28 protein-coding genes are annotated in these 25,482 nt (G+C 59.9%); 14 read left to right on the forward strand and 14 right to left on the reverse strand.

The window, feature by feature from the left end; all coding sequences use genetic code 11:
- Positions 1 to 22: 22 nt before the first annotated feature.
- Positions 23 to 937, reverse strand: a complete 915-nt coding sequence (locus AC07N8_RS06825; protein WP_483840532.1) for a LysR family transcriptional regulator — start codon at positions 935 to 937, stop codon at positions 23 to 25.
- Between the two features lie 104 nt (positions 938 to 1,041).
- Here AC07N8_RS06825 and AC07N8_RS06830 point away from each other — a divergent pair, with 104 nt between their 5' ends.
- Complete coding sequence (locus AC07N8_RS06830; protein ID WP_483840531.1) at positions 1,042 to 1,641, forward strand: short chain dehydrogenase; 600 nt, start codon at positions 1,042 to 1,044, stop codon at positions 1,639 to 1,641.
- Positions 1,642 to 1,660: 19 nt separating this feature from the next.
- Here the strand turns inward: AC07N8_RS06830 and AC07N8_RS06835 are convergent, their stop codons facing one another.
- On the reverse strand, positions 1,661 to 2,761 hold the full coding sequence (locus AC07N8_RS06835) for an acyltransferase family protein (protein ID WP_483840846.1): 1,101 nt from the start codon (positions 2,759 to 2,761) through the stop codon (positions 1,661 to 1,663).
- Between the two features lie 134 nt (positions 2,762 to 2,895).
- Between AC07N8_RS06835 and AC07N8_RS06840 the strand changes: the two genes are divergently transcribed.
- Positions 2,896 to 3,549, forward strand: a complete 654-nt coding sequence (locus AC07N8_RS06840; protein WP_493142578.1) for a COG3650 family protein — start codon at positions 2,896 to 2,898, stop codon at positions 3,547 to 3,549.
- A 94-nt stretch (positions 3,550 to 3,643) separates the two neighbouring features.
- Positions 3,644 to 5,257, forward strand: coding sequence for an NAD(P)/FAD-dependent oxidoreductase (locus AC07N8_RS06845; RefSeq protein WP_483840529.1), 1,614 nt, complete (start codon positions 3,644 to 3,646; stop codon positions 5,255 to 5,257).
- Positions 5,258 to 5,376: 119 nt separating this feature from the next.
- Here the strand turns inward: AC07N8_RS06845 and AC07N8_RS06850 are convergent, their stop codons facing one another.
- A complete protein-coding gene (locus tag AC07N8_RS06850; protein WP_493142778.1) occupies positions 5,377 to 6,474 on the reverse strand; it encodes a PLP-dependent cysteine synthase family protein in 1,098 nt (365 codons plus the stop codon).
- Between the two features lie 236 nt (positions 6,475 to 6,710).
- On the opposite strand from AC07N8_RS06850, the gene nhaA reads away from it, so the two are divergent.
- The 4 genes from nhaA (at position 6,711) to AC07N8_RS06870 (ending at position 9,752) form a co-directional block, all read left to right on the forward strand.
- Positions 6,711 to 7,898, forward strand: a complete 1,188-nt coding sequence (gene nhaA / locus AC07N8_RS06855) for a Na+/H+ antiporter NhaA (protein ID WP_027925641.1) — start codon at positions 6,711 to 6,713, stop codon at positions 7,896 to 7,898.
- Positions 7,899 to 8,019: 121 nt separating this feature from the next.
- Positions 8,020 to 9,207 carry an S-type pyocin domain-containing protein gene (locus AC07N8_RS06860; protein ID WP_493142576.1) on the forward strand — a complete coding sequence of 396 codons (1,188 nt, stop codon included), beginning with the start codon at positions 8,020 to 8,022 and terminating at the stop codon, positions 9,205 to 9,207.
- Positions 9,204 to 9,476: a pyocin S6 family toxin immunity protein gene (locus AC07N8_RS06865; RefSeq protein WP_493142574.1), complete on the forward strand. Its 273-nt coding sequence runs from the start codon at positions 9,204 to 9,206 to the stop codon at positions 9,474 to 9,476. Before AC07N8_RS06860 ends, AC07N8_RS06865 begins: the two co-directional genes overlap by 4 nt.
- A 21-nt stretch (positions 9,477 to 9,497) precedes the next feature.
- Positions 9,498 to 9,752 (forward strand): colicin E3-like toxin immunity protein, encoded by a 255-nt coding sequence (locus tag AC07N8_RS06870; protein ID WP_483840526.1) that lies wholly within the window; start codon positions 9,498 to 9,500, stop codon positions 9,750 to 9,752.
- Positions 9,753 to 9,828: 76 nt separating this feature from the next.
- Here AC07N8_RS06870 and AC07N8_RS06875 read toward each other — a convergent pair whose 3' ends face one another.
- Complete coding sequence (locus tag AC07N8_RS06875) at positions 9,829 to 10,293, reverse strand: outer membrane lipoprotein (protein ID WP_483840525.1); 465 nt, start codon at positions 10,291 to 10,293, stop codon at positions 9,829 to 9,831.
- 132 nt (positions 10,294 to 10,425) lie between these two features.
- On the opposite strand from AC07N8_RS06875, the gene AC07N8_RS06880 reads away from it, so the two are divergent.
- The gene (locus AC07N8_RS06880) at positions 10,426 to 10,662 is read left to right on the forward strand and encodes a hypothetical protein (protein ID WP_493142572.1); all 237 of its coding nucleotides are present in this window, start codon (positions 10,426 to 10,428) and stop codon (positions 10,660 to 10,662) included.
- A gap of 5 nt (positions 10,663 to 10,667) precedes the next feature.
- On the opposite strand, the gene pdxH is transcribed toward AC07N8_RS06880, so the two are convergent.
- From pdxH to dinG, 5 genes are all read right to left on the reverse strand, one after another.
- Positions 10,668 to 11,315, reverse strand: coding sequence for a pyridoxamine 5'-phosphate oxidase (gene pdxH, locus AC07N8_RS06885; RefSeq protein WP_483840523.1), 648 nt, complete (start codon positions 11,313 to 11,315; stop codon positions 10,668 to 10,670).
- Between the two features lie 24 nt (positions 11,316 to 11,339).
- Positions 11,340 to 12,455, reverse strand: a complete 1,116-nt coding sequence (locus AC07N8_RS06890) for an OmpA family protein (protein WP_483840522.1) — start codon at positions 12,453 to 12,455, stop codon at positions 11,340 to 11,342.
- A 115-nt stretch (positions 12,456 to 12,570) separates the two neighbouring features.
- A complete protein-coding gene (locus AC07N8_RS06895) occupies positions 12,571 to 13,716 on the reverse strand; it encodes a serine hydrolase domain-containing protein (RefSeq protein ID WP_483840844.1) in 1,146 nt (381 codons plus the stop codon).
- Positions 13,717 to 13,944: 228 nt separating this feature from the next.
- Positions 13,945 to 16,446: a beta-agarase gene (locus AC07N8_RS06900; protein ID WP_493142570.1), complete on the reverse strand. Its 2,502-nt coding sequence runs from the start codon at positions 16,444 to 16,446 to the stop codon at positions 13,945 to 13,947.
- A gap of 95 nt (positions 16,447 to 16,541) precedes the next feature.
- Positions 16,542 to 18,686 (reverse strand): ATP-dependent DNA helicase DinG, encoded by a 2,145-nt coding sequence (gene dinG / locus AC07N8_RS06905; protein WP_027925648.1) that lies wholly within the window; start codon positions 18,684 to 18,686, stop codon positions 16,542 to 16,544.
- A 99-nt stretch (positions 18,687 to 18,785) separates the two neighbouring features.
- Here dinG and AC07N8_RS06910 point away from each other — a divergent pair, with 99 nt between their 5' ends.
- The gene (locus tag AC07N8_RS06910; protein ID WP_493142568.1) at positions 18,786 to 19,250 is read left to right on the forward strand and encodes a CopD family protein; all 465 of its coding nucleotides are present in this window, start codon (positions 18,786 to 18,788) and stop codon (positions 19,248 to 19,250) included.
- Positions 19,251 to 19,413: 163 nt separating this feature from the next.
- Here the strand turns inward: AC07N8_RS06910 and AC07N8_RS06915 are convergent, their stop codons facing one another.
- The 4 genes from AC07N8_RS06915 to AC07N8_RS06930 all read right to left on the reverse strand — a co-directional run bounded on the left by AC07N8_RS06915 (position 19,414) and on the right by AC07N8_RS06930 (position 22,090).
- Entirely contained in the window at positions 19,414 to 20,172 is a 759-nt protein-coding gene (locus tag AC07N8_RS06915) for a collagen-like protein (RefSeq protein WP_483840519.1), read from the reverse strand.
- On the reverse strand, positions 20,165 to 20,443 hold the full coding sequence (locus AC07N8_RS06920) for a DUF1145 domain-containing protein (RefSeq protein WP_194939911.1): 279 nt from the start codon (positions 20,441 to 20,443) through the stop codon (positions 20,165 to 20,167). The genes AC07N8_RS06915 and AC07N8_RS06920 overlap by 8 nt, the downstream gene beginning before the upstream one ends.
- A gap of 148 nt (positions 20,444 to 20,591) precedes the next feature.
- Complete coding sequence (locus AC07N8_RS06925; protein WP_493142566.1) at positions 20,592 to 21,311, reverse strand: PA1041 family peptidoglycan-binding anchor lipoprotein; 720 nt, start codon at positions 21,309 to 21,311, stop codon at positions 20,592 to 20,594.
- Between the two features lie 89 nt (positions 21,312 to 21,400).
- Positions 21,401 to 22,090, reverse strand: coding sequence for a PA1041 family peptidoglycan-binding anchor lipoprotein (locus AC07N8_RS06930; RefSeq protein ID WP_483840517.1), 690 nt, complete (start codon positions 22,088 to 22,090; stop codon positions 21,401 to 21,403).
- A 189-nt stretch (positions 22,091 to 22,279) separates the two neighbouring features.
- Between AC07N8_RS06930 and AC07N8_RS06935 the strand changes: the two genes are divergently transcribed.
- The 4 genes from AC07N8_RS06935 to AC07N8_RS06950 are packed head-to-tail and all read left to right on the forward strand — an operon-like array spanning position 22,280 to position 23,992.
- Complete coding sequence (locus tag AC07N8_RS06935) at positions 22,280 to 22,777, forward strand: DUF6231 family protein (protein WP_493142563.1); 498 nt, start codon at positions 22,280 to 22,282, stop codon at positions 22,775 to 22,777.
- Between the two features lie 4 nt (positions 22,778 to 22,781).
- Positions 22,782 to 23,258, forward strand: coding sequence for a YchJ family protein (locus AC07N8_RS06940; protein ID WP_027925655.1), 477 nt, complete (start codon positions 22,782 to 22,784; stop codon positions 23,256 to 23,258).
- A gap of 33 nt (positions 23,259 to 23,291) precedes the next feature.
- The gene (locus AC07N8_RS06945; RefSeq protein WP_493142561.1) at positions 23,292 to 23,786 is read left to right on the forward strand and encodes an LEA/WHy family protein; all 495 of its coding nucleotides are present in this window, start codon (positions 23,292 to 23,294) and stop codon (positions 23,784 to 23,786) included.
- Positions 23,783 to 23,992 (forward strand): SEC-C metal-binding domain-containing protein, encoded by a 210-nt coding sequence (locus tag AC07N8_RS06950; RefSeq protein WP_007906737.1) that lies wholly within the window; start codon positions 23,783 to 23,785, stop codon positions 23,990 to 23,992. Before AC07N8_RS06945 ends, AC07N8_RS06950 begins: the two co-directional genes overlap by 4 nt.
- A 131-nt stretch (positions 23,993 to 24,123) precedes the next feature.
- Here AC07N8_RS06950 and AC07N8_RS06955 read toward each other — a convergent pair whose 3' ends face one another.
- Positions 24,124 to 24,675 carry a cysteine hydrolase family protein gene (locus tag AC07N8_RS06955; RefSeq protein ID WP_493142776.1) on the reverse strand — a complete coding sequence of 184 codons (552 nt, stop codon included), beginning with the start codon at positions 24,673 to 24,675 and terminating at the stop codon, positions 24,124 to 24,126.
- Positions 24,676 to 24,821: 146 nt separating this feature from the next.
- Between AC07N8_RS06955 and AC07N8_RS06960 the strand changes: the two genes are divergently transcribed.
- Positions 24,822 to 25,466: a glutathione S-transferase N-terminal domain-containing protein gene (locus AC07N8_RS06960; protein WP_493142559.1), complete on the forward strand. Its 645-nt coding sequence runs from the start codon at positions 24,822 to 24,824 to the stop codon at positions 25,464 to 25,466.
- Positions 25,467 to 25,482: the final 16 nt, after the last annotated feature.

Consider the following 25,482-nt stretch of genomic DNA (forward strand, 5'->3'; position numbering starts at 1 on the left):
CCAATGTGGGAGGGTTCAAAATCTAGCGCTGAAGGCGATCCAGCGCCTCGCCGCTGCGCTTGAACCAGCCGATCAGGTAATCCGCCAGCACCTGCGTGCGTTTCGGCAAACCGCCCTGATACGGGTGAACCAGGTACATCGGCATGCGCCGCGTCTGATAATCACGCAGCAGCCAACGCAATCGTCCATCAGCCAATTCCGCCTGCAGTAGATAGGACGGCAGACGCGCAATACCGGCCCCCGCCAATGCAGCTTTTTTCAGCAAGCTGTAGTGGTTGCTGGCAAACGGCCCCGACACCCGCACGCGCAGCAACTCGTGTTGCTGGTGATAGAGCCATTCTTCACGACCGCTGTAATGGCTGTTGAGCAGGCAACGGTGTTCGGCCAGGGCCTGTGGCGTTTGCGGCTCACCATATTGTTCAAGATACGCCGGACTGGCGCAGGTCATTTCGTGCCAGGCGAGCAAGGGTCGAGCCACCAGACGCTCGTCCTTGCCCACCTCGGAGCGAATCGCCAGATCGAAGCCATCCCGGGACAGGTCGTGAAAGTTGTTGTTCAGATCGAGCTCAATCTGCACCTGCGGATACTTGCCGGAAAACTCCAGCAACAAACCATCGAAGAAGGTTTCCCCCAGCGATACCGGAACGGTCATACGCACCGGCCCGGCCATGTCGTCCTTCAACCGCGCCAATGCCTGACGCGCCCTTTCGACCTGGACTACAAGCGCCTGCGCTTGTGGCAACAGCGCCGCGCCTGCCGCCGTCAGACTTAAACGGCGCGTGGTGCGTTGCAACAGCACCACCGAAAACCGCGATTCCAGCAAGCTGATGCGCTTGGACAACTGGCCCTTGCTGCAACCCAGTTGCTGCGCTGCCAAGGTAAAACTGCCGGCTTCGATCAATACCGCGAACGCCGCCAGGTCATCCATCTCGCTCATGGATTGTTTCCATTTGAAAACCAAAGGTTGCCTATTAGTGCGCTTATCAACAGAAAAAACCACTCTAGACTGAGGTCACTTTCAACCAATCGAGAATCAGCACGATGAAAATTCTATTGATAGGCGCTAGCGGCACCATCGGCTCGGCCGTCGACAAGGAACTGTCCCAGCGTCACGAGATCATCCGCATCGGCCGCAACAGTGGCGACTTTCAAGTGGATATCAGCGACAGCGCCTCGATCCGCAAGCTGTTCGAACAGACCGGCAAGTTCGATGCCCTGATCTGCGCGGCGGGTAACGTAACCTTCGCACCACTGGATGAAATGAGCGAAGACAGCTTCGCCCTCGGCCTCAAAGACAAACTGATGGGCCAGGTCAATTTGTTGCTGATCGGTCGCGAGTTCGCCAATGACGGCGCCTCGTTCACCTTCACCACCGGCGTGCTCAGCCACGACCCGATTCGCAGCGGCGCCTCGGCAGCGTTGGTCAACGGTGCGCTGGACAGCTTTGTCCGAGCTGCCGCCATCGAACTGCCTCGCGGCCTGCGCGTGAACTCGATCAGCCCGAATGTGCTGCTGGAAGCCATGGGCAAATACGCGCCTTACTTCCGTGGGTTCAAACCGGTTCCCGCAGCCGATGTGGCATTGGCCTACGCCAAAAGCGTGGAAGGCTTGCAGACAGGTCAGACGTTTCACGTCGGCTGACCGTCCTCGCTGACAGGCGTTACTGGCGAGCGATCACGCCGCTCGCCAGGCGCTCGCGCCCAAACTTGCGCAGCCACTGTTGCATTGGCCGTTCGAACCAGCGATGGCAGATCAGGCTGACACTGATCAGTACTGCAAAGAACAGCAGCAGCGTCCACGGCTGATAAAAGACACTTCGCCCCGCAAAGAATTTATCGGCCAGCAGCGCGGCGATAATTTGCAGAGGGAAGTGCAGCAAATAGGAGGCGTAACTGATATCCCCCAGCCATGCCAGGCGCCGGGCAATCGGTTCCAGGATCTGATGACAGGCTGCAATGGCCATGATCGTCAGCGGGAACAACAGCGCAAACTTGATCAACGGCTGATCAGCACCGAACCACCACCACCCCGCCACACACCCTATCGTCAAACCCATTCCCACCCAGCGCGTTGGCATCCGTTGCAGCAGCCACGTCACCCACACATAGCCAACACCACCGCAGAAAAAGCTGAACACGCCCAGCGTGATTTTGTACTGCGCAGGAAACACGTAAGCGGCCACGGCGATCAAGAAAAGGCTGATCAGCATGGGCAGGGGCGAATAGCGCCACAGCAGGAAAAATGCCGCGTAGAGCAACACCTCAACCGAAATCGACCAGGCCGGGGCGTTGAATGACCAGCCTTGTTCCAATCCCCAGGCCGGGGCGAGAAACACGTTCAACACGCCGTGATAGAGATCGTTGAACGGATAGACAAAAGCGTTCCCCGTGTACCGTGTGTAGATCATCTGTAATAGCGCAACAGCGGCGAAGGTCGCCAGATGCAGCGGATAGATGCGGCTGAAACGCTCGATGAAGAACTGTTTTCCGCTCACGTCCCTGCGCGCCACGGCCTGGCCGAACAACCAGAAAAAGATGAACCCGGACAAGCTGAAGAACAGCGCAACCGCATCGCCACCGTGTCGATAAAACAAGGCGAAAACGCTATAGAAAGGTTGCTGTTCGGTTTGCAGCGGGCCTGGCAACGCCCCTTGAAAAAAGAAGTGCTGCCAATGCCAGAACACCACCGCCAACGCCGCGATACCACGTAGCGCATCCAGTGCGTACAGCCGTTTTGGGAAAACAGACAGGTGTTGGTTCATGCGCAAGTGGGCCCGATCCTGGACAAGGGCGCCACTATGCTGGGACGCACCCGGCAACTCAATCCCTGGCACACAAGCCTTGTGATCGCAGGCGTGCCTGAGTAACGTGGCGACACTTGTCTGGAGAGCCAAAGATGCGTGTTGCCCGTTCGTTAGTCGTCGTTGCCCTGCTGCCGCTGTTTGCCGCCTGTCAGTTGTTTGATGGCCCGCGTGAAAGCGCCTCCCACGCGGGTCAGACCCGCATGCAAGGCCAATTGACGGCGGCGGACGGCAAGTTGCTGTTCCAGCCCTGCAATGCAACCAGCAGCTATGTGGTCAACGACACTGGCGGCACCAGCGTGCTGCAACAGGCTGCGTCCCTGGCTGATAAACAGGGCAAGTTGTTTGCCGATGTGCGCGGGCGCATCGTCGACAGCCGCCTCGATCTCGAGCAGCTGTACCGCGTCGAGCGCTCGGGCACGGCGTGCGACGATCCCAATTTCAAACTGCAGATTCTGCGCGCGGCCGGTCACTCGCCTGAGTGGAACGTCAAGGTCAGCGGCAAAGGCATGGTCATCGATCTCGCCGGTCAACCGCCCCTGGCCGTCCCTTATGTGGAAGAACAGCTGGGCGACGGCCGTTTCAACCTCAGCACCGAAGCCAATAACCAACACATTGAACTGTGGGTTGCGCCGCAACGATGCACCGACAGCACCACTGGCAGCGTCCAGCACATGAGCGCCGAACTGCGCATCAATGGCCAGGTACAGCGCGGTTGCGCGTATTTCGGTGGTGCGCGTAACGACTGATCGTTTAAGCCTCACGGAATCCGTCTTTGGGGCTTATAATCACCGGTTTCCAACGCCTTGGCGCAGTTGTGCGCCCCGCGAACCGGGTCTTGCCATGTTACGAATCACTGAACTGAAGTTGCCGATCGACCATCCCGAAGAAGACCTGCGCCCTGCCATCGTGCAGCGCCTGGGCATCGCCAGCGATGACCTGCTCGATTTCACCTTGTTCAAGCGCAGCTACGATGCGCGCAAAAAGTCCTCCGAACTGTGCTTCATCTACACCATCGACCTCACCGCCAAGGATGAGGCCGCGATACTGCACAAATTCGCCGATGACCGTAACGTCAACGTGGCGCCGGATGTCAGCTACAAAGTGGTCGGCCACGCGCCGGCCGATCTGCAGCAACGCCCTGTGGTCGTCGGTTTCGGGCCGTGCGGGATTTTCGCCGGGCTGTTGCTCGCGCAAATGGGCTTCAAGCCGATCATCCTCGAACGCGGCACCGAAGTGCGCCAGCGCACCAAGGACACGTGGGGCCTGTGGCGTAAAAGCGTGCTGAACCCGGAATCGAACGTGCAGTTCGGTGAAGGCGGTGCGGGGACTTTCTCCGACGGCAAGCTCTACAGCCAGATCAAAGACCCGAAATTCATCGGCCGCAAAGTCCTGCACGAGTTCGTCAAGGCCGGTGCGCCGGACGAAATCCTCTACGTCAGCAAACCGCACATCGGTACGTTCCGTCTGACCGGCGTGGTGGAAAACATGCGTGAGCAGATTCGCGCGCTGGGCGGCGAAGTCCGCTTCCAGCAACGCGTCACCGATGTGTTGATCGAGGATGGTCAACTGGTCGGCGTCGAGCTCAATGGCGGCGAGCAGATCCATTCGAAACACGTGATTCTTGCCCTCGGCCACAGTGCCCGGGACACTTTCCGCATGCTCCACGGCCGTGGCGTGTTCATGGAAGCCAAGCCGTTTTCGGTGGGTTTCCGCATTGAACACCCGCAGTCGCTGATCGACCGCGCTCGGTTGGGCAAGTACGCCGGCCACCCGAAACTCGGGGCGGCCGATTACAAACTGGTTCACCACGCCAAGAACGGTCGTTCGGTCTACAGCTTCTGCATGTGCCCGGGCGGCACCGTGGTCGCGGCGACGTCCGAGCCGAACCGTGTGGTCACCAACGGCATGAGCCAGTACTCGCGTAACGAACGCAACGCCAACTCCGGGATCGTCGTCGGCATCACCCCGGAAGTCGATTACCCAGGCGGCCCGCTGGCCGGCATCGAATTGCAGGAACGCCTGGAATCCCATGCGTTTGTGCTGGGCGGCAGCAACTATGAAGCGCCGGCGCAACTGGTCGGCGACTTCATTGCCGGTAAGCCGTCAACTGAGTTGGGCAGTGTTGAGCCGTCCTACAAGCCGGGCGTTGCTTTGGGTGATTTGGCGTTGGCTTTGCCGGCGTTTGCCATTGAAGCGATTCGTGAAGCGCTGCCGGCGTTCGAGAAGCAGATTCGCGGTTACTCGCTGCATGACGCGGTATTGACCGGGATCGAGACACGCACCTCGTCGCCACTGCGCATTACGCGTAATGAGTCGATGCAGAGTCTGAACGTGAAGGGCTTGTTCCCGGCCGGTGAAGGCGCGGGTTATGCGGGCGGGATTCTGTCGGCGGGTGTGGATGGTATTCGGATTGCCGAAGCCGTGGCTCGCGACATCCTAGGCCTCGATGTCTGACAAACATCCCCCCTGTGGGAGCGAGCCTGCTCGCGAAGACGGATTAACATTCAACAGAGATGTTGACTGATCTACCGCTTTCGCGAGCAGGCTCGCTCCCACATTGGGTCTTCGGTGTGTCAGATGTTGGCGCGCAGTACCGTCGATGGGAGCGCCTCACCACGCTCGACACTCGCCGCCACCATCGCCATCAAACCACTCAACTCATACCCTTGGCCGTTGAGCCAATCCTGATCGTAGTACGTGGTGGCATAACGTTCGCCGCCATCACACAGAATCGCCACGATCGAACCCGACTCCCCCGCCGCGGCCATCTGCTGAGCCGCCATCAAGGCGCCGATCAGATTGGTCCCGCTCGACCCGCCCACTCGCCGACCCAATCGCTGCGCCAGATAGTGCATGGCCGCCAGGGACAACGCGTCCGGCACTTTGACCATGGCATCAATCACCTTGGGCAGGAACGACGCTTCCACCCGTGGCCGGCCAATGCCTTCGATCCGCGAGCCGCACTCCAGGCGCAGGCTGGCATCGCCGGTCTGGTAGTAATCGAAAAACACCGAACGCTCGGCATCGGCGCACAGCACGCGGGTGCAATGCTGGCGATAACGCACGTAACGCCCCAGCGTTGCGGTGGTGCCGCCGGTGCCGGGGCTGGAGATCAGCCAGCTCGGCTCAGGGTGCTTTTCGAAACGCATCTGATGGAAGATCGATTCGGCGATGTTGTTGTTCGCACGCCAGTCGGTGGCGCGTTCGGCATAGGTGAACTGGTCAATGAAATGACCGTCATGCTCGCGCGCCAATCGTTCGGACTCGGCGTAGATCTGGGTCGGGTCGTCAACCAGATGACTCTTGCCGCCATAGAACGCAATTTGCGCGATCTTCTCTTTCGAGGTGGTCGCTGGCATCACCGCAATGAAGGGCAAACCCAGCAAGTTGGCGAAGTACGCCTCGGAAATCGCCGTCGAACCGCTGGATGCCTCGATCACCGGCGCACCCGGCTTGAGCCAGCCGTTACACAACGCATACAGAAACAATGAGCGCGCCAGGCGATGCTTGAGGCTACCGGTGGGATGGCTGGATTCATCCTTGAAATACAACTCGATGCCCGGAAAACCCGGCAGCGGCAAGGGGATCAGGTGGGTATCGGCGCTGCGCTGGAAGTCCGCCTCGATGATCCGGATGGCTTCGCGGGCCCACTGTCGGTTGTCGCTCATGATCGTTTTCTCGTTGAGTCGGCCTTTTTGTAAGGCTCAGCCTTCAAGCTTAGGAAAAAACCTACATCCCGCACAGGTACAGCTGACGTTCAATACGGCCGGCAACTGCTAGGCTCAAGCCCGGTCCCGTCCTTCACGTTGTTACGGCATATAACAAAAAAGAATATAACTTTTGTTTTAACAACTAACAGTACGGGTTAGGGTGTGCCACCTTTTGAATTCATCGATGGAGAGCGACCTTGCCTCTGCGTAGCACTTTCACGCGTTTCTTTCAGTTGGAAGCTGCCAGCGGTCTGTTACTGATCGCCGCGGCAGCCCTGGCTTTAATCATCAACAATTCGTCGCTTTCGTGGCTTTATAGCGGGCTGCTGGACACCCCTGTCGTCGCTCAGATCGGCGCGCTGAAAATCGCCAAGCCGTTACTGCTGTGGATCAACGACGGCCTGATGGCAATGTTCTTCCTGCTGATCGGCCTGGAAGTAAAGCGCGAAGTCCTCGACGGCCAGCTGTCGAACCCTTCGCAAATCGTCCTGCCCGGCGCCGCGGCGATTGGCGGTATGGTCGTGCCGGCGCTGCTCTACTGGTTTCTGAACCGTGACGACCCGGCAGCCTTGGGCGGCTGGGCCATCCCGATGGCCACCGACATCGCCTTTGCCCTCGGCGTACTCGCCTTGCTCGGCAAGCGCGTGCCGGTATCGCTGAAGCTGTTCCTGATGACCCTGGCGATCATCGACGACCTGGGCGCGATCATCGTCATCGCGATCTTCTATTCCGGAACCCTGTCGACGCTGTCGCTGGCGCTGGCGGCCGCCTGCATCATCGCGCTGATCGCCATGAACCGGCTCGGCGTGGTGAAGCTTGGACCGTACATGATCATCGGCTTGATCCTCTGGGTCTGCGTACTCAAGAGCGGCGTCCACGCCACGTTGGCTGGTGTGACCCTGGCGTTCTGCATTCCGCTGCGCACCAAAAACGCCGAGTCTTCACCACTGCTGACCCTTGAACACGCCCTGCACCCGTGGGTGGCTTACGGCATCCTGCCGCTGTTCGCCTTCGCCAACGCCGGCCTGTCCCTGAGCGGCGTCACCGTTGAAAGCTTCACCCACCACGTCCCAATGGGCATCGCCACCGGCCTGCTGCTGGGTAAAACCGTTGGCGTGTTCGGCCTGACCTGGCTGGCGGTGAAAATCGGCATCGCCGCCCTGCCCCAAGGCGCCAACTGGGGCCATGTGCTGGGGGTATCGATTCTCTGCGGGATCGGTTTCACCATGAGCCTGTTTGTCGGCTCCCTGGCATTTGAACCAGGCGTCAGCGACTACGCCGGGATGGACCGGATGGGCATTCTGACCGGCTCGATTCTCGCGGCATTGATCGGTTATGCAGTGACCGCGATGGCGAGTCGCAAGAGCGCCGTGTTGCAATCCTGAACGAAAGAGAACGCTCCTAGCAGCATCAAGGACTCGTCCTACAGCCACGATCCACCTCGTTCGTTAACGTCGCACAGTCCCTTTATCGGGGGCTGTCGACGGACGAACGCAAGGAAGATCAGTGGCTGGCAACAAGGAAGTACCCAGGGTTCAAAACCCACCCTCCGGTGACGGTCATCACGTCACCCACCGCTTCATGTCGGCCACCGAACTGGCTCAGCGCGATGCGCGACAAAGCGCTTACGACGCCATGCTCGCCCGGCAGCAGGCTTTTGAAGATCGTCTTCAGGCCTCGACGAAAAAACCCGACATCCCTCGTGCGGGATGCGTCTTCGCCAAGTCCTGCAACCTGCCGGACGCCATAATCGATTACTCGAATCCTTCGGGTGTGGTTCCGACCGACAGCCTCAAGGATTACGGCGAAATTGCCTGGCTCGGTGCTCGTGATGCAGACGATGCCGGGCTGTTGAATCTCGAAACCATCAGTGGCAGTACCGTCTCCCTCGGCATTGGTCGACTGGCACTTAGAGCCCCGACGCTCGCTGCACCTTTATTGGTACTTGAGGCTGCCACTGCCGCCACCTTGGCCGGTGTCGTCGCCTTGTTCTGGACGCCGAGCCTGGGTGATAGCGCGCTCTATACCGAAGATCAACTGCGTGCCCTGAAACAGGCCAGAACCCGCGTTCGTTTGCAGGTCGAGCAACAGGCTGACGGCAGCCTCAAGGGCTACGGGTTCTACACCGGCAAGAATCGCTATTGGGAAATGGTCGATGTCGTGCAGTTCACACTGCGCGGCAGCCAGCAGGTGGCGGATCTCGGGGAAGGCGTTGAACTGATCTGGACACCGGCCGTGGATGGCTCGGACACCCTCGGCATTCCAGCGCTGGAGGCAGCACCGCAAGCGCCGCATATCTGGGTGTATCCGCCGACGCCGGCGGCGGCCAGCATTATCGTGAACCCGGTGTATCCACCTGAGTACAAGGATTTCATTCTTGTATTCCCGGTGGGGTCGGGGGTGAGGCCGGTTTACATTGTTCTGTCGTTGCCTGGCGATCATAAATACTACGAAGATCCCGAAACGCTCCCAGGGTTTCCCGATGCATCCAGGGTCAAGCCGAAGGTCTCGGTTCAAGGCGGGGGCAAAAAGCGAGCCCGGTGGCTTGACCGTAGAGGCCGAATATATGAGTGGGACTCAAAAAGCGGCGCCGTAGAGCAGTACGATAAATTCGGAGTGCATTTGGGCGAGTTCAATCACATAACAGGTAAACGCACAAAAAAAGCGAAACCAGGCAGAAGGACCTCAAAATGACACAAGAGAAAAACACCATGCGTTACCTATCGATCACCGGTTTTTACCCCGACGAAAAACAAGACGACTCGCTGCAGTTCGAACTTAGCATCAGAGATGCTGAGCTGAATGAGGAATTGGCCCAATTGACCGAATCTAAAACATTTGAAGAACTAGAACCTGGTGAACTTGAGCTAACCGACAGTCAAATCCTTCAAATAGCACTGCTACTAAAAGTCGATTTTCCTGAAGGTTTGGAGTATTTCATCGGAACCCGCGCTGCACAGTGATCCGGTAACAGGTGAGCGACGATGGGGTTAAAACTAAGGCTGGAATGGTTTCACAAGCAAACGGAAAATTTTGAGGGCGAAGAATTCTCTGATGATCTGGGCGACGATGAATCAGTACTTAATGCTCTCGGAATTCCCGTAGAGAACAACATTAACAACGGAGGTTTCAATGTGGGTAGCCAATGGGCCGCCATTATCCAACCTTACTTCCGCCACACGATTGAAATCACCGATTCTGACTACCAAATCTCTTTTGACTACCGCGAAAACTGGTAATCGAAGAAGTACGAAGCCACAGACAAAAAAACCCCGACCAGTCACCTGATCGGGGTTTTTCTTTGCCCATTCCCGCTTAGTGCGAAACGCGGCTCGTACCATCAACAGTAGCAATCCGCACCCGCTCGCCAACGCGGAACACTTCATTCTCCTGAACTTGCTGAACATAGGCGCGCATGCTGCCGTCGTCTTCGCGAACGGTGATTTCGACGCCTTGGGTGCGGGTCAGGCCTTCTTCGGCCGCCGAACCTACCAGGCCGCCGGCGACTGCGCCGATGACTGCGGCAACGATGCTGCCTTTGCCGCCGCCGATGGCGCTGCCGCCAACACCGCCGACCGCAGCACCGGCGATGCCGCCGATTGGGGTTTTAGTGCCTTCGATTTTCACTGGGCGCAGCGCTTCGATGGTGCCCATGCGAATCGTTTGCACACGACGCGCTTCATCACGGGAGTAGGAGTCACCGGTCAGGCTGGATTGGCAGCCAGTGAGCAACATCGCCATCGTGGAAAAGGAAGCAACCAACAAAACAGACTTACGCATAGCATCAACTCCAAAGGACAGGTATTCATTAAACCCCGCAGCTTGACGCCTGTCACGGCATGGCCGGGATAAAAATGTTTTGATTCAGGCCCGGTACAGGCGCCCCTGCACATTTACGCCCCAAGGATCTTCATGGATTACTTCATCGTTTTCATCACTACCGTCGCTGGTCTGTACTTCCATTGGTGGCTGTACGTGCGGATAAAACGCTGGATGGACCGTGACCTGGCATTGGCTTTGGCTGGGAAGGACGAACAGAAAAAAGCTTTCATGCTCCAGCAACTGGCGAACGCTCACGCCCAGAAAATCAAGCGCCGGGACCTGCCCCAGTGGCTTGAGGCCGCTGCAGCAGGGTATCCCGAACGGTAGACTGCCTAGGGTGCCAGACGTTCAAGAATCCAGTCGGCACCCTGTAGGCGGTAGTTGAGGCGATCATGCAGGCGGCTCGCACGGCCCTGCCAGAACTCGATGCGTTCCGGCAGCAAGCGATATCCGCCCCAGTGATCCGGGCAGTGCGGCGCTGTATCGCTGAAACGTTGCTCGGTGTTCTTGAGCAGCGCTTCCAGTTCGGCACGATCGGCAATCACCCGGCTCTGCGGTGACGCCCAGGCACCGAGACGGCTACCCAGTGGACGTACCTGGAAATATGCATCGGACTCTTGCGGCGAGACCTTCACCACCCGACCTTCGATACGTACCTGGCGCTCCAGGGCCGGCCAGAAAAAGGTCATGGCCGCGAACGGATTCGCCGCCAGATGCTGCCCCTTGGCACTGTCGTAGTTCGTGAAAAACGTAAAACCGTGCTCGTCCAGCCCCTTGAGCAACAGAATGCGGCAATGAGGTCGACCGTCCTGATCGACCGTCGCCAAGGTCATGGCGTTCGCCTCCACCGGCGCTTGCTCGGTTTTCACCGCGTCGGCGAACCATTGGTGGAACAGCCCGAACGGCTCCGCCGGGGCTTGCGCCTCGGTCAGGCCATCACGGGTGTAGTCACGACGCATATCAGCCAGGCCTTGGGTCATGGTGCATTCCTTTTGGTTAACGAATCACTTTTTGGTGGCGTCAGCTGCGACGTCGACTTTCTTGGCGTCGGCAACGGCTTTGGCTGGCACCGTCTTCTTCGCCGGCGTTGCAGTTTTAGCAGGTGCCTTCTTGGCGGTGGCTTTCTTGGCCGGGGCCTTTTTGGTCGCCGGTACAGCTGCTTTCTTCGCCGCTGGCGCAGGGGTGACCGGAGTTGCCACTGGCTTGATGTCCTTGGCCGCGATCAGGGTCACTGGCGCCGGGGCCGGCATGTTGTACTTGGCCAGCAGCGCCACCATGGTGTTCTGCGGGGTCACCAGCAATTCCACGCGACGGTTCAAGGCACGACCTTCAACACTGTCGTTGGCCGCACGCGGAGCGTCACCGCCCATACCGCGGAGCATCAGGCGATCACGCTGCAAACCGCTGAGACGGAAGATGGCGGCGACGGCTTGTGCACGTTCCTGGCTCAGTTTCACGTTGGCCGGTGCGGCACCCGTCGTATCACTGTGACCGAGTACCAGCACGGCCGTTTTCGGATCGACTTCGAGGATTTTCGCGACACGGGTGAACGGACCGAGGGTGACCGGCAGCAGCATGGCTGGACGATCCGGGTTGAAGGAGCCTTCTACCGGTGCGGTCACTACCAACACGTTTTCGCGGCGTTCAAGTTGCAGATTGCTGTCCTTGATCGCTTCGCGCAGACGCGGTTCGTAGTCGTCGAGCCAGGCCTGGGTGACTTTCGGGTCGATTGGCGCAACTTTGGCAGCGCTCTGATCCTTGCCGCCGAACGGCCACCACCACGAGTTACCCGCGTCGGCATCAGCCTTGGCGACCGGGACCGGTTTGGCTTCAGGTTTTACTTCAGGCTTGGCAGCGGTCTTGGCAGCGGCATCATCGGAACCAAACGGCCAGTACCAAGGGCTGGCGCTCTCACTTTTGGCAACGGGTGCGGTGGCAGCAGGTTTCAGCGGGGACGGAGCTGGGGCCGCGGCTGGAGCTGGAGCCGGTTCTTTAGCGGCGACTTTGTCGGACGAACCGAACGGCCACCAGCTGCCACCATCGGAATCACTTTTTGGGGTCTGTGCACAACCGGTGATAGCAAAGCACAGGGCCAGGGCGAGAGTTGGTTTGGATGACATCGGATATCCACGAAAAATGAAGTAATGAAAAGTCAGACCGAAGCGGCCCGCACAAACTGACGCTTTGAAACCGAAAAGGCTGCCGGGTTCCGGTACTGGAACCTTTGAGCGGGTTTTACAGACAAGTGGCCAGTACTCGCGCAAGCTTCTGCGCGCGTGGATCCATCAAGACGTACGGCCCCAGGGTATTTGTCACAAAACCGAAGGCTACATCGTGTTCCGGGTCAGCAAAACCGATGGAGCCGCCAGCGCCCGGATGGCCGAACGCACGCGGGCCGAGGCCGTAGGTCGCGTTGGGAACGTCCGGTTGATCGAGCATGCAACCCAGACCGAAGCGGGTCCGGGTCAATAAAGTCTTGTCGTCGCCGAGGCTGTGTTCGCGGGTCAACTCGTCGAGCATCTCGCCTTCGAGCAGGCTGCCATCCAGCAGGCCGGCGTAGAACCCAGCCAGGCTGCGTGCATTGCCATGGCCATTGGCAGCGGGTTGCTGCATGCGCCGCCATTCGGGTTTGTTGGTGCTGGTCATGATCGACGGCGGATTGGTGAAAGCCCGGGTGGTCATGGCGGTCGGTTCGCGCATGGTCACTTGCAGCAGGCGCTGGGCGGCAGCATCGCCGACATTACCCTTGCCACGCGCGATGTGCGCCACGCGATGGAATTCTTCATCGGCCAGGCCGACATGGAAATCCAGGCCCAATGGCTTGGCGATCCGCGCCACGATGGATTCTCCCGGCCCACGACCGTCGGCGCGGCGCAGCAACTCGCCCACCAGCCAGCCGTAAGTGATCGCGGCGTAGCCGTGGCCTTGGCCCGGCGTCCACCACGGCGCTTCGGCCGCGAGGGCGTCGACCATGGTTTGCCAGTCGTAAAGCGCTTCCGGCGCCAGCAATTCGCGCAACGCCGGCAAGCCTGCCTGATGGCAGAGCAATTGGCGCAGGGTCACGGATTCTTTGCCGGCGGCGGCAAATTCGGGCCAATAGCGGGCAACCGGGGCGTCCAGCTGCAGCTTGCCTTCAGCCACCAGTTGCAGGGCCGTGACCGCAGTGAAGGTCTTGGTGCAGGAGAACAGGTTGGCGATGGTGTCACTGTGCCAGGCTTCGCTGCCATCCTTGTCGGCAGTGCCGGCCCAGAGGTCGAGGACGGTTTCACCGCCGACCTGGATACACAAGGCTGCGCCACGTTCCTGAGGATCGTCGAACAGCGCCGCGAAAGCTTCGCGCACGGCTTCGAACTTGAGCTCGTAATGACCCTGAATCTGCACCCGCATTGCTCCCGGATAATCGCTATACAAAGTGGCCCGCATTGTTCCAGCCATTAGCCGTTTTGGGAACAGGGTTGGGCTGGGCGGTTATCGGCTTGTTTGAAGATATCGTTGATGCTGATGACGCTTCGCGAGCAGGCTCGCTCCCACAAGGGATCTTTGGTGGACCGCAGATTCAGTGTGGGAGCGAGCCTGCTCGCGAAGAACGATGACGCGGTATTTCAGGACTCAGTGCCCTTGGCCAGAATGCCCACCGGCTCCCCTGCCCGGGCCTTTGCCGGCCTCGGCCTTTCTGCCGCCTTCGGCATCGTGGCTGGCCTTGTCTGCCTCGGCCGCCGCTTTCGCGGCCTCTTTGCCCAACTGATCGACAGCCGCCAGGTTGCTCTTGCGCACAGAATCGATAAAACCCTGGAACGGCAGATCCGTAATCCCCACCAGACCAAAGTGACCATTCTCACCGTCCAGCAAACGCCCGGTCACCGGTTGGTCCAGGTACTGGAACCAATGCACACCGACAATCGAAGGTTCGCTCAGCGCCTGCTTGAGGAAGTTCGCGTAAGCCGGCCCACGGTCTTCTTCCTTGGCCAGTTGCGTCACGCCGCCCCAGAACGGGCCGCGATCCGCCGAGCCGAAGTTGAACTCAGTGATCAGCACCGGTTTATCGAGGCTGCGCAGCTTGGCCAAGTCGTAGCCGTCCTGCGGTTGCAGGGTGTACATGTTGAAGCTCAATACGTCGCAATACTGGGCGCAGGAATCCACGGCTTCCGGGGTGCTGATGGCGAAACGACCGCCCAGCAACAGCTGGTTCGGCGCGTGCCACTTGAGCGAGTCGGAGATGGTCTTGAAGTAGGTATCAGCGAAGACCTTCTGGAAGTATTTGAAGTCGGCCTCGATTTCCGGGTGGTCAGCGCTTGGCAGCGGCGGCACGAATCCCGGGTCTTCCATCAGTTCCCACGCCGGCAAGTCGATGCCCCACGCCTTGGACAGCCCCGCCTGATTGCGGTATTTGTCGCGCAGTTGCTTGAGGAACGCGCGTTTGGCCGGCACGTCGGTGGTCATTTTCAAGGTGCCATAAGCCAACGCGTAACGGGCTCTCGGGTCGTCACCGGGACCGGCCCAGGCCAATTCGTTGTCGGCGTAGTAGCCGATCAGCCATGGGTCGTCGCGATGATCACGGGCGGCGATGGCCACGGCGCGTTCGGTGGCCATGGCGAAACGCGGATCGAACGGGTCGGGCATGCCGCCCCACCAGTCGGTGCCGGTGCTGATGCTGGCGTAATCGCCGACGATCGACAACGGCAAGGTGTACGGCACGCGATCAGCATCGCCGAGCGCCGGGGCGCTCCAGTTGCCGATAGTGTTAAAGCCCCAGGCTTGCAGGCGATCCAGGGTGTGGCCGGTCCAGCGTTGTTCATCCACCACTGCTTTGCAGGGTTCTGCGGGTTTCTGCTCAAGCGCTTTCGCCTCGGTCGCTTCGGCGGCACCGGTCTTGGCCGCTTCAGCGACACCGGCTTCGGCAGTCGAAGGCGTAACGGGTTGCTCGGCAGCCTTCTCGACCGTCGCTTCAACCGCGTCGGCCTTGGCCGCTTCGGCGACACCGGCCTTGGTATCGCTGCCCAGCGCACACGGTTCGCCATACAGCCGCTGCAAGTTGGCGCCGTAAAAATCGTACCAGCGCCCGGCGTTGTAGCTACGGCCCTGATCGGCGCCGTTGCCGCCACGGTTATCACCTTCGCCAAAATGGCTAGCCAGCGGCTCGTCGGGTTTTGGCAGGGTCTCGAACATCCACTCACGGCCGGCGACGTAGGTCTGGTTGACGTCCGGGGTCACGGTATTGACCCCAAGCGAATAGAACGGATGACCTTGCGGCGTCACCAGGTACCAGCGACCGTCGCGTTTCTCGGTGCGGAAAAAGCCGCTGGCCTTGAACGTCGGGCCTTTGGTCCAGCCACCGAAAGTGTCCAGGGAGGTTTTTTCGCGCTCGGCCAGCCAGGTTTTCAGTTGTTGCTGTTCTTTGGCGGCGGCGCTTTTCAATTGTTCATCGCTACTGACCTTTTCCGGCCATTTGGCCCGGGTTGACTGACCGTAAGCATCTACCAATCCGCCATAAACGGCTTGGGTCACGGCGTCACCGTCCTGCACGCCAAAACGTTCGAGCAAGATGTTCTGGGCCACTTTCGGCTGATCCATCGACAGGGTCACCGACACCACCTGGCTGCGATCCAGTTCACCGGCACTGCTTGCCAGCAAAATGCGCTGGCCGTCGACCGTCATCGGCATCGGCGGCCCGGCTTTCATGCCCTGGCTCAACGATGAGCTTGCCACCAACGGCACCAGCAAGGTCTGCGCCGGGCCGGCCGGCAAATCGACGCGACTGACCAGCGTCTTGCCGTCATTGCTCTGGATTTTCACGTACAGGGTCACGGCCCAATCCATTGCACTCTGGATTCGCAGGCTCATGGCGCCCGACTGCGACCAGTCCCAGGCACCGGTTTGCGGGGTCAAACGCAAACTCGGCTGGGCCACCGGGTTGAACGTCACCCGGCGCAACACTTCGCCTTCGGCTGTTTGCTCAGCATTGGATTGCGGCAGGCTGGCGTCCTGAGTCGCCACCTGGACCACGTCAGCGGGGCGTACAAAGTTGAACAGCGTCTGTTGGCCGGCGGGGGCCGCCAGCAAAGGGGCTGCGAACATCAGGGCAAATACAGCGGGCAACGAACGGCGAATCATAGGAACGTGGTTCTCCCTAACGACCTTCAAGGGTCAGTGGAAAAGCGATGGTAGAGAGATAGACAACGCGGCGGGCAAATGTGCCCACCGGTGTATCAGGAAATTTCGCGACGGAACGGCGGCAGCGCATTGAGGATGGCTTTGCCGTAACGCTGGGTGACCAGACGTCGGTCGAGCAAGGTGATGGTGCCGCGGTCTTCTTCGGTCCGCAGCAAGCGACCGCAGGCCTGGACCAGTTTCAGCGAGGCATCCGGTACGGAGATTTCCATGAACGGATTGCCGCCACGGGCCTCGATCCATTCCGCCAATGCGGCTTCGACGGGATCATCCGGCACCGAGAACGGAATCTTCGCGATGACCACGTGCTCGCAGTACGCGCCGGGCAAGTCGACCCCTTCGGCAAAACTCGCGAGGCCGAACAGCACACTGGAGTCCCCGCCATCGACACGCGCCTTGTGCTTGTTCAAGGTTTCCTGCTTCGACAGGTTGCCTTGAATGAACACTTGCTTGCGCCAGTCGCGGTCGAGGCCGTCGAACACGTCCTGCATCTGTTTGCGGGAAGAGAACAGCACCAGCGTGCCCCGGGAGCCTTCAACCAGTTGCGGCAGATCCCGAATGATCGCCGCGGTGTGGGCCGGTGCATCCCGCGGATCGGCTTTCAGGTCCGGCACTCGCAGCACGCCGGCGTCGGCGTGGTGAAACGGGCTCGGGACCACGGCGGTCACGGCTTTTTTCGGCAGACCGGCGCGCATGCGGAAACGGTCGAAAGTGCCGAGGGCCGTCAGGGTGGCCGAGGTCACCAACGCGCCGTAAGCGACGTTCCACAGGTTGCGCCGGAGCATTTCTGCGGCAAGGATCGGGCTGGCGTTGACCTCGATGTCGAACAGCGAACCGCTTTCGGCCAACGTCAGCCAACGGGCCATGGGCGGGTTGTCTTCCGGGTCTTCAGCGGTGAACGCCACCCACAATTCCCAGTTGCCCGAAGAACGGGACAACAGGCTACCGAACAGTGGGTACCACTCTTCGGCCTGATTACTGGCGATGCCGATGTTGACCTCGCCGTCCATGCCTTCCTTGAGCAACTCGGTGAGCCGGGTGAACAGGTCGGTAAGCCGGGCAAAGCCCTTCTTCAACTCGACACCCATCTCGCGCATGTGCTCGGGAATCACTCCACCGACGAAGCGGTGACGCGGCCGCTCGCGGCCTTCGACGTCTTCGCCGGGTTTGAAGTCGGCGACCTGCTCGCAGGCGGTGAACATGAATTGTTGTTGGGTCTTGATCTCGCGGGCCAGTTCCGGCACTTGCTCGATCAACTTGCCCAAATCGCCGGGCAGCGGGTGCTGGGCCAGCAGTTTGGTGAGGTTTTTCGCGGTGGTTTCCAGCCAGTCGGCGGTGGAACGCAGCCGCGTGTAATGGGCGAAGTGGCCGATGGCCTTGTCTGGCAGGTGATGGCCTTCGTCGAACACGTAGATGGTGTCGCGCGGGTCCGGCAGCACGGCACCGCCGCCCAGGGCCAGGTCGGCCAGCACCATGTCGTGGTTGGTGACGATCACGTCGACCTTGCCCATGCCTTCGCGGGCCTTGTAAAAGGCGCACTGGCCGAAGTTCGGGCAATGGCGGTTGGTGCACTGGCTATGATCGGTGGTCAGGCGCGCCCAGTCGGCATCTTCCAGCGCCGTGGACCAACTGTCGCGGTCGCCGTCCCATTTATTGCCGGCGAGTTTTTCGATCATGCTGGTGAACAGCTTCTGACTGGCCTCGTCGACCTCGATCTTGAAGCCTTCTTCTTCGAACAGCTGCGCCGTGGCCGTTTGTGCGTGGCCTTCCTGCAGCAACATGTCGAGCTTGGACAGGCACATGTAGCGCCCACGGCCCTTGGCTAATGCGAAGCTGAAATTCAGCCCGCTGTTGCGCATCAGGTCGGGCAAATCCTTGTAGACGATCTGCTCTTGCAGGGCGACGGTGGCCGTGGCGATCACCAGGCGTTTGCCCGCAGCCTTGGCGGTGGGGATCGCCGCCAGGCTGTAGGCCACGGTTTTGCCGGTACCGGTGCCGGCTTCCACCGCGACAATCGCGGGGTCGCCACTGCGCCGACCTTCGTCGTCGGTGTCGATATCCCCGAGGACCTTGGCAATTTCGGCGATCATCAGGCGTTGTCCGTAGCGCGGCTTGAGGCTCTTGGCTTCGAGAAAACGCGAATAGGCGCCCTGGATCGTGGTTTTGAGTTCGGTGCTGATCATGAATTGTCGGGCGCTAAAAACGCTGGATAAATTTTCAGTGGTTTCGGATGGCGGCTATCATACCCCGCTAATTAATCCCGCGCAGAACGGAGTACCCCAATGACACCTTTTGGCATCGTTTATACCCTGCATGTCCTGTCAGCCCTAGTGTGGGTGGGCGGCATGTTTTTCGCCTGGATGGTCTTGCGCCCCGCCGCCATGAAAGCGCTGGAAGGCCCTGCCCGCTTGAAGCTGTGGGTGGAAGTGTTTCAAGGGTTTTTCCGCTGGGTCTGGGTCGCGGTAGTGCTGCTGCCGATCAGCGGTGTCGGCATGATTCATCTGCAATACGCCGGGTTCGAGACCGCGCCGCGTTATGTGCAGGTGATGATGGGGTTGTATGTGGTGATGACGGCGTTGTTTATCCGGATCCAGGCGTTGATGCTGCCGGAGTTGCGCATTGCAGTGACGGCGCAGGATTGGCCGGCGGGTGCGGCCGTGCTCGGGAAGATTCGGCGGTTGGTGGGGATCAATCTGATGGTGGGACTGCTGCTGGTGGCGATTGCTGCGGCCCGGCCGATGTTCTGAACCGTTCACATCCTGTGGCGAGGAGCGTCTGTGGCGAGGGGGCTTGCCCCCCGTTCCAGTGCGTAGCACTGGCAAAATCGCGGAAACACTCCGGTATTGGGGAGGATCGCTTCGCAACCCAACGGGGGCAAGCCCCCTCACCACAGGGGTTCTCGGTTGTTTTTTATAGGCGCTGAAGGGTTACAGAACCCGCCGCACCGGCAGGCCCAGGCTGGCCATCCGCGCCCGGACGGCCACTTTTGCCGCCATCGGCCTTGTACACCAGGCAGCCTTTGGACTGGCCACCCGCTCCCGGTTTACCACCAGGACCTGCAAGTCCACCGGCACCGCCAGCGACCTGCACCTTGATTTTATCCGCCGGGTAATCGCGCGGCACTTCCAGCTTCACCAGCGCACCCGGAGCTCCCGGCTGACCGTCACTGCCGTCGCTGCCATCGGCACCGCGACCGGCCTGGCCCCAGGTGCAACCCGGATCCTGGCCATTGGCGCCGTCAAGACCGAAAAACCCCGGTGCGCCCGCGCCGCCGCGAGCATCCACCAACAATTGCGGAGCGTTCAATGCCTTGATCTGCAAGTTCAGGTTGCGCCCCGAGCGTGCAGCCTTCTGGAAACTCCCCGGCGCGCCCCTCGCGGTGATCTGGCTGCCTTCCGACAACTCGGCACGGTGCACTTTAAATTCCAGTGGTTGCTCACTCGGCACAATGGCAATTCGCGCCTCACGCCCCAGGTGCAGTTCGCCCACGGTCACTTCGGTGACGTTCGAAGGAATCAGCAAAGTGCCGTAATCGGCGACTTCCAGCCGCTCCAGTTGCAACGTACTGGCGGTGTTGGGCAAGCGCATCAACGAGTTGGTTTCGACACTGACAACCTGTGCGCAGGCCAATGGACTGATAAATGCGGCGAGCAGACAGAGATTACGCATGGGAAGCCTTCGGTGCGGAGGGAGCCGGAATGGTTTGCAGGTGGAATACGCCGAAAATGGCAATCTGCAGGCGATCACGCCAAGGGTGGGCGCGGCCTTTGAGGCTGCGGTTGCAGAACACCAGCTCCAGCAGATGGAACAGTGCCAGCAAGCCCCCGGCCAGATTGACCAACGGGTGCAGCGGATAAACAAACGGCGTGAGCAGATTGACCAGCACCACCAACCAGAACAGCAGGGTCAATAACTTCCCCAGCCCCCAAAACACCTTCATACGCTCCCCCGTTGATCATTATTCTTTGGGCGCACAGTAACGGCTTCCACGAGGGATGCGCCAGAGGGCAACGGAAAATTCTTCATGAAGACCGCCGAATGGCCATCGGCACCACTGCATTGGCGTGCCGACGGCTCTATTTCGCGGCTTAGCGATTGATGTGCAATTCCACGCGACGGTTTTTCGCGCGGCCTTCGTCAGTCGCGTTATCGGCTATAGGCTCACTTTCGCCCTTGCCTTCACTGGTGAGTTTGTTCGGGTCCAGCCCCTGGTTCATCAGATAGGCCGCCACGCTGGTGGCGCGACGTTCCGACAAAAATTGGTTGTAAACATCGGAACCGACACTGTCGGTATGGCCGACAACCTTGATGCTCACCACATCGGCGCTTTGCAATTTCGGCATCAGCGCAGTCAGCTGATTCTGCGCAGACGGGGTCAGGTCAGATTTATTGAACGCAAACAGCACGTCGCCCGCATCGTTGAGGGTGATGACTTCTTCGGGTACGGGTTCGGCAGGTTTCACGCTGGCCGGGTATTGCGGCAACGGGCAACCATGATGTTCGACCGGCGTATTGGCGGGAGTATCGGGGCAACGATCGCGTCGATCGAAAACGCCGTCGCCATCTTCGTCGCCATCCTGGGCGTAACAGATCAAGCCGCCAGTCAGGATTCCGAGCGCTGCTCCTCCGGCCGCCCAGCCGCCACTTTCGATGGCGCCCAAACCGCCGCCCACCAGCCCGCCAATGACGCTGCAGATCGGCCAGGTGCGTTGATTGAGGGGGGCAGTGCCATCGCTGTGAGTTGCGCAACCGGTCAACAGGCTGCCAAGCAGCAGAACCGGTAGGACGGTCCTTGTGAGTACGCTCATATTGAAAGCTCCTGTGTTACCGGCCCATACCGGTTACACAGGAGTAAAGACCCGCATCCGCGACTATACAAGCCGCGGAGCGGAGGGACTTAGCGCTGGATATGGATTTCCGTACGACGGTTCTGCGCGCGGCCGTCAGCGGTTTTGTTATCGGCGACCGGCTGGCTTTCACCGGCACCGACCACAGACACGAAGCTGCTGCGAGGCACGCCTTGCTCGATGAGGTATTCAACCACCGAGTGAGCGCGTTTATCCGACAGTTTCTGGTTGTAGGCATCGCTGCCCACGCTGTCGGTATGACCAGTAACGGTCAGTTGAGCAGTAGGCGCTTCCGCCTTCAATTTAGTGGCGATCTTGTCGAGGACCTGTTTGTCGGATGGTGTGAGGGTGGCTTTGTCAAACTGGAAGTGAACATCGCGGATGACGATGGTTTCTTCCTTGACCACTACAGCCTCTTCAACCACCGGCGCAGGTGGAGGGCAACCGTCGGCATCGACTTTCACGCCGTGCGGTGTGCCCGGGCACTTGTCGCGGCTATCCGGTACACCATCACCGTCTTCGTCGCCATCACCGTGAACCCAGCAATAGGCCGCTGCCGTGCCGCCGACGAGCAGCGCGCCATAGCCTGCCCATGCGGAGCTCTCGGTCGCGCCGAGACCCGCGCCCACGACACCACCGACAGCCGCACAGGTCGGCCAGTCGGTTTTCTGCAAACCTGCGCAACCAGTCAACACACTGGTGAGCAGAACCAAGGGTAATGCTGTCCGAACTATGCTCATCTAGTTTTCTCCTGAGGGATCGGCTTAGAACCGATTCAGGTAGTAAAGACCCGACTTTTAATCTCCGCCAGCAATAGGCCATTGCTGTTTTATCCCGCGTTCACGACGGATTGGCGCATTTGCGGTAAACCCGCTCTAGGCCCGGACGTTTGGGCAGGCTAATCTTCGCGCTCTGACTGAGGATCTTTGATGATTGCAGGTATTTCTTCGCGCACGCCGCAGCAGGCGTTGGCCGCTTTGCTGGACCGATACGCCCCCGCGCAACTGTTGCTGATCGGTGCCAGTGAGTTCCCCGCCCTGGAAGCATTCAAACTGGCCCACCCGGATACGTGTGTGGCCCACGCCGCTCCGGGGCCGCTGCCGGCGGACCTGGCAGCACGCCGGTTCGATCTGGCACTGGCGGTCGATTGCCTCGAACATTTGCCCAAGCGCGATGGCTTGAACCTGCTCGGCGGGATCCGCAACCTCAACGCCAGCCGCATTGCGGTGCTGACGGACATGTCGGCCAGCGGCTGGCAGGAGACGGATTTTTTCTCCCTGGCCCTGCAGGCCAGTGAACGCTTCCAGCGCGATGAACAGGTATTGACCCTGTTTACCTATGATCTGCTTGAATACAAACAAGTACCCGACTGGCTCAACTCACGCTTTTGGGCCAATCCGGAAAACTTCGGGAAATATTGGTGGTAATGCAATGAGTACATCCATTTGCCCTTGCGGCAGCGGCACCCTGCTCGATGCCTGCTGCGGTCATTACCACGCCGGGCATCCGGCGCCGTGTGCCGAAGCCTTGATGCGTTCGCGCTACAGCGCCTACGTGCTGGGGCTGATCGACTATCTAGTGGCGACCACCCTGCCCGCGCAACAGGCCGGCCTGAATCGTCAGTCCATCAGCGACTGGAGCGCGCAAAGCACCTGGCTGGGCCTGGAGGTGGAAAGCTCCGAAGTCTTCGGCGGCCAGCCGGAACACGCTTTCGTGACCTTCACCGCGCGCTGGCACGACGGCAGCGGCGAACACAGCCACCGCGAGCGCTCGTCCTTCGTGCAGAACGCCGGCCACTGGTACTTCATCGACCCGACCGTGCAACTCAAGGCCGGGCGCAATGACGCCTGTCCATGCGCGAGCGGGCAGAAATTCAAGAAATGCTGCGCGGGGTATTTCAACAGTTGAGGTGAGCGTCAGGTTCAAGGGAGATACAGGATCATGATCACCCGGCGACACGCACTTAATCTGCTCAGCCTGCTCCTGTTTCTGGGGCTCGCTGGCTGTGCGTCGTGGTTCGATGATGACGAGCCGGACCCCGAGGTGCATCTGGTCAAGGTTGAAGTGGTGCGGGCGAAACTGTTGGAGCAGAAATTCATCCTGCACTTTCGCATCGACAACCCCAACGACAGCGACTTGACCGTGCGCAGCCTCGAATACCGGATTCATTTGGGTGACATCCTGCTGACCGAGGGCGAGCACGACCACTGGTTTACGGTCGGTCCCAAACACAGCGCCTACTTCAAGGTACCGATCCGTACCAACCTGTGGCCCAAGGTGCGCGATCTGGTGAAAATGCTGAAAAAACCCGACCAACCCATCCCCTATCGTCTGGAAGGTGTACTGCAAACCGGTTTATTCATCGCGCATGACGTGCACCTTGCGCGCAATGGCGTGATAATCCCCGCCGATTTAATTCCGGAGCACACCCGATGACCCAGCAACCCCACGTCCATGGCCCTGACTGCAACCACGATCATGACCATCACGACCACCATGATCACGACCATGGCCATGTTCACGGCCCGAACTGCGGCCACGCTCACCAGGAACCGGTGCGCAACGCCCTGAAAGACGTCGGCCGCAACGACCCTTGCCCGTGCGGCAACGGCAAGAAATTCAAGAAGTGCCACGGCGCTTGATGCTTCGGGCGCAAATATTGTTCGCCTGTTGAATCGCCTTCGCGAGCAGGCTCGCTCCCACATTGGTTCTATGAACGACATAAAACCCCTGTGGGTGTGAGCCTGCTCGCGAAGAGGCCCCAAAGTCACCCTCAGTTCAGAATCTGCGCAGTGCTCACGACCGTCGCATACTCCCCGTGCAAATTCCCCAGCGACATCGCATGCACGTCCTCGGCTGAACGCGCCGTGCCAAAATAATCCGCCTTGTCGAAGGTAAAACACGCGTCCTCCGCCACCCACGCGTCAAACCCCAGATTCCCGGCCGTTCGCGCCGTGGACTCCACCGAGTTATTCGTGGCTACGCCCACAATCACCAACTGCTCGATCCCCGCCTCGCGCAAACTCGCCTCCAGCCCCGTCGCACAAAAGGCATCCGGTACCTGTTTCTGGATCAGCTGCTCGCCGGTCTTTGGCTGGAACCGCTCCTGAAATTCCACACCCGACTGCTCTGGCCAGAACACTGAATCCGGTGAGCGGGACAGGTGCTGCACGTGAATCACCGGTCGCCCGGTTCGGCGCCAAAACGCCAACAGATCAAGAATTCGCTCCTCGGCCTGAGGATTATTCCGGCGACCGAGCCGGGGATGCAGAATGCCATTTTGTTGATCGATGATGATCAGCGCTGCGCGGGTCTTGAGCTCCATGCCGGTTTTTTCTCTTGCGGGGTCATTGAATTTCACCCACTTCAGCATCACCTCCTCTAACAGGCAAGCCATCGAACGCAAACAGGACGACCTGATGCCCGCGGTTGCTGTCCCCACCTGACACCATCCTTGATGTGGAGCATTTCATGATCGACCTGTATTACTGGACCACCCCCAACGGCCACAAAATCTCGATATTCCTCGAAGAGGCCGGCCTGCCGTACAACGTGCACCCGATCAACATCAGCCAGAACGAGCAGTTCAAACCCGAGTTCCTGAAAATCTCGCCGAACAACAAAATCCCGGCCATCGTCGATCATGAGCCGGTCGATGGCGGTGAGCCGTTGTCGGTGTTCGAGTCGGGGGCGATCTTGCTGTACCTCGCGGAAAAAACCGGCCAGTTCCTGCCCAAGGATCTGCGCGGTCGTCAGCTGGCGCTGCAATGGTTGTTCTGGCAAATGGGCGGTTTGGGGCCGATGGCCGGGCAAAACCATCACTTCAGCCAGTTCGCACCGGAGAAAATCCCCTACGCGATCAAGCGCTACATCGACGAGACCGCGCGCCTGTATGGGGTGCTGGACAAGCAGCTGGCGAACAATGAGTTTGTCGCCGGCAGCGAATACAGCATTGCCGACATGGCGATCTACCCGTGGATCGTTTCCCACAAGTGGCAGAGCCAGAATCTGGAAGACTTCCCGAACGTGCTGCGCTGGTTCAACCACATCCAGAACCGCCCGGCGACCGTGAAAGCCTATGCCCTGGCGGCCAAAATCAACCCACCAAAATCCTGAGAACCACGCCTGCCCC

This window comes from Pseudomonas sp. GW821-FHT10C09, from assembly GCF_059415465.1.

What these genes read in the sequence shown, in the direction of transcription:
- AC07N8_RS06825 (WP_483840532.1), bottom strand. Translation starts at nt 937, where the DNA reads ATGAGCGAGATGGATGACCTGGCGGCGTTCGCGGTATTGATCGAAGCC.
- AC07N8_RS06830 (WP_483840531.1), top strand. Translation starts at nt 1,042, where the DNA reads ATGAAAATTCTATTGATAGGCGCTAGCGGCACCATCGGCTCGGCCGTC.
- AC07N8_RS06835 (WP_483840846.1), bottom strand. Translation starts at nt 2,761, where the DNA reads ATGAACCAACACCTGTCTGTTTTCCCAAAACGGCTGTACGCACTGGAT.
- AC07N8_RS06840 (WP_493142578.1), top strand. Translation starts at nt 2,896, where the DNA reads ATGCGTGTTGCCCGTTCGTTAGTCGTCGTTGCCCTGCTGCCGCTGTTT.
- AC07N8_RS06845 (WP_483840529.1), top strand. Translation starts at nt 3,644, where the DNA reads ATGTTACGAATCACTGAACTGAAGTTGCCGATCGACCATCCCGAAGAA.
- AC07N8_RS06865 (WP_493142574.1), top strand. Translation starts at nt 9,204, where the DNA reads ATGACACAAGAGAAAAACACCATGCGTTACCTATCGATCACCGGTTTT.
- AC07N8_RS06870 (WP_483840526.1), top strand. Translation starts at nt 9,498, where the DNA reads ATGGGGTTAAAACTAAGGCTGGAATGGTTTCACAAGCAAACGGAAAAT.
- AC07N8_RS06875 (WP_483840525.1), bottom strand. Translation starts at nt 10,293, where the DNA reads ATGCGTAAGTCTGTTTTGTTGGTTGCTTCCTTTTCCACGATGGCGATG.
- AC07N8_RS06880 (WP_493142572.1), top strand. Translation starts at nt 10,426, where the DNA reads ATGGATTACTTCATCGTTTTCATCACTACCGTCGCTGGTCTGTACTTC.
- pdxH (WP_483840523.1), bottom strand. Translation starts at nt 11,315, where the DNA reads ATGACCCAAGGCCTGGCTGATATGCGTCGTGACTACACCCGTGATGGC.
- AC07N8_RS06890 (WP_483840522.1), bottom strand. Translation starts at nt 12,455, where the DNA reads ATGTCATCCAAACCAACTCTCGCCCTGGCCCTGTGCTTTGCTATCACC.
- AC07N8_RS06900 (WP_493142570.1), bottom strand. Translation starts at nt 16,446, where the DNA reads ATGATTCGCCGTTCGTTGCCCGCTGTATTTGCCCTGATGTTCGCAGCC.
- dinG (WP_027925648.1), bottom strand. Translation starts at nt 18,686, where the DNA reads ATGATCAGCACCGAACTCAAAACCACGATCCAGGGCGCCTATTCGCGT.
- AC07N8_RS06910 (WP_493142568.1), top strand. Translation starts at nt 18,786, where the DNA reads ATGACACCTTTTGGCATCGTTTATACCCTGCATGTCCTGTCAGCCCTA.
- AC07N8_RS06915 (WP_483840519.1), bottom strand. Translation starts at nt 20,172, where the DNA reads ATGCGTAATCTCTGTCTGCTCGCCGCATTTATCAGTCCATTGGCCTGC.
- AC07N8_RS06920 (WP_194939911.1), bottom strand. Translation starts at nt 20,443, where the DNA reads ATGAAGGTGTTTTGGGGGCTGGGGAAGTTATTGACCCTGCTGTTCTGG.
- AC07N8_RS06925 (WP_493142566.1), bottom strand. Translation starts at nt 21,311, where the DNA reads ATGAGCGTACTCACAAGGACCGTCCTACCGGTTCTGCTGCTTGGCAGC.
- AC07N8_RS06930 (WP_483840517.1), bottom strand. Translation starts at nt 22,090, where the DNA reads ATGAGCATAGTTCGGACAGCATTACCCTTGGTTCTGCTCACCAGTGTG.
- AC07N8_RS06935 (WP_493142563.1), top strand. Translation starts at nt 22,280, where the DNA reads ATGATTGCAGGTATTTCTTCGCGCACGCCGCAGCAGGCGTTGGCCGCT.
- AC07N8_RS06940 (WP_027925655.1), top strand. Translation starts at nt 22,782, where the DNA reads ATGAGTACATCCATTTGCCCTTGCGGCAGCGGCACCCTGCTCGATGCC.
- AC07N8_RS06945 (WP_493142561.1), top strand. Translation starts at nt 23,292, where the DNA reads ATGATCACCCGGCGACACGCACTTAATCTGCTCAGCCTGCTCCTGTTT.
- AC07N8_RS06950 (WP_007906737.1), top strand. Translation starts at nt 23,783, where the DNA reads ATGACCCAGCAACCCCACGTCCATGGCCCTGACTGCAACCACGATCAT.
- AC07N8_RS06955 (WP_493142776.1), bottom strand. Translation starts at nt 24,675, where the DNA reads ATGGAGCTCAAGACCCGCGCAGCGCTGATCATCATCGATCAACAAAAT.
- AC07N8_RS06960 (WP_493142559.1), top strand. Translation starts at nt 24,822, where the DNA reads ATGATCGACCTGTATTACTGGACCACCCCCAACGGCCACAAAATCTCG.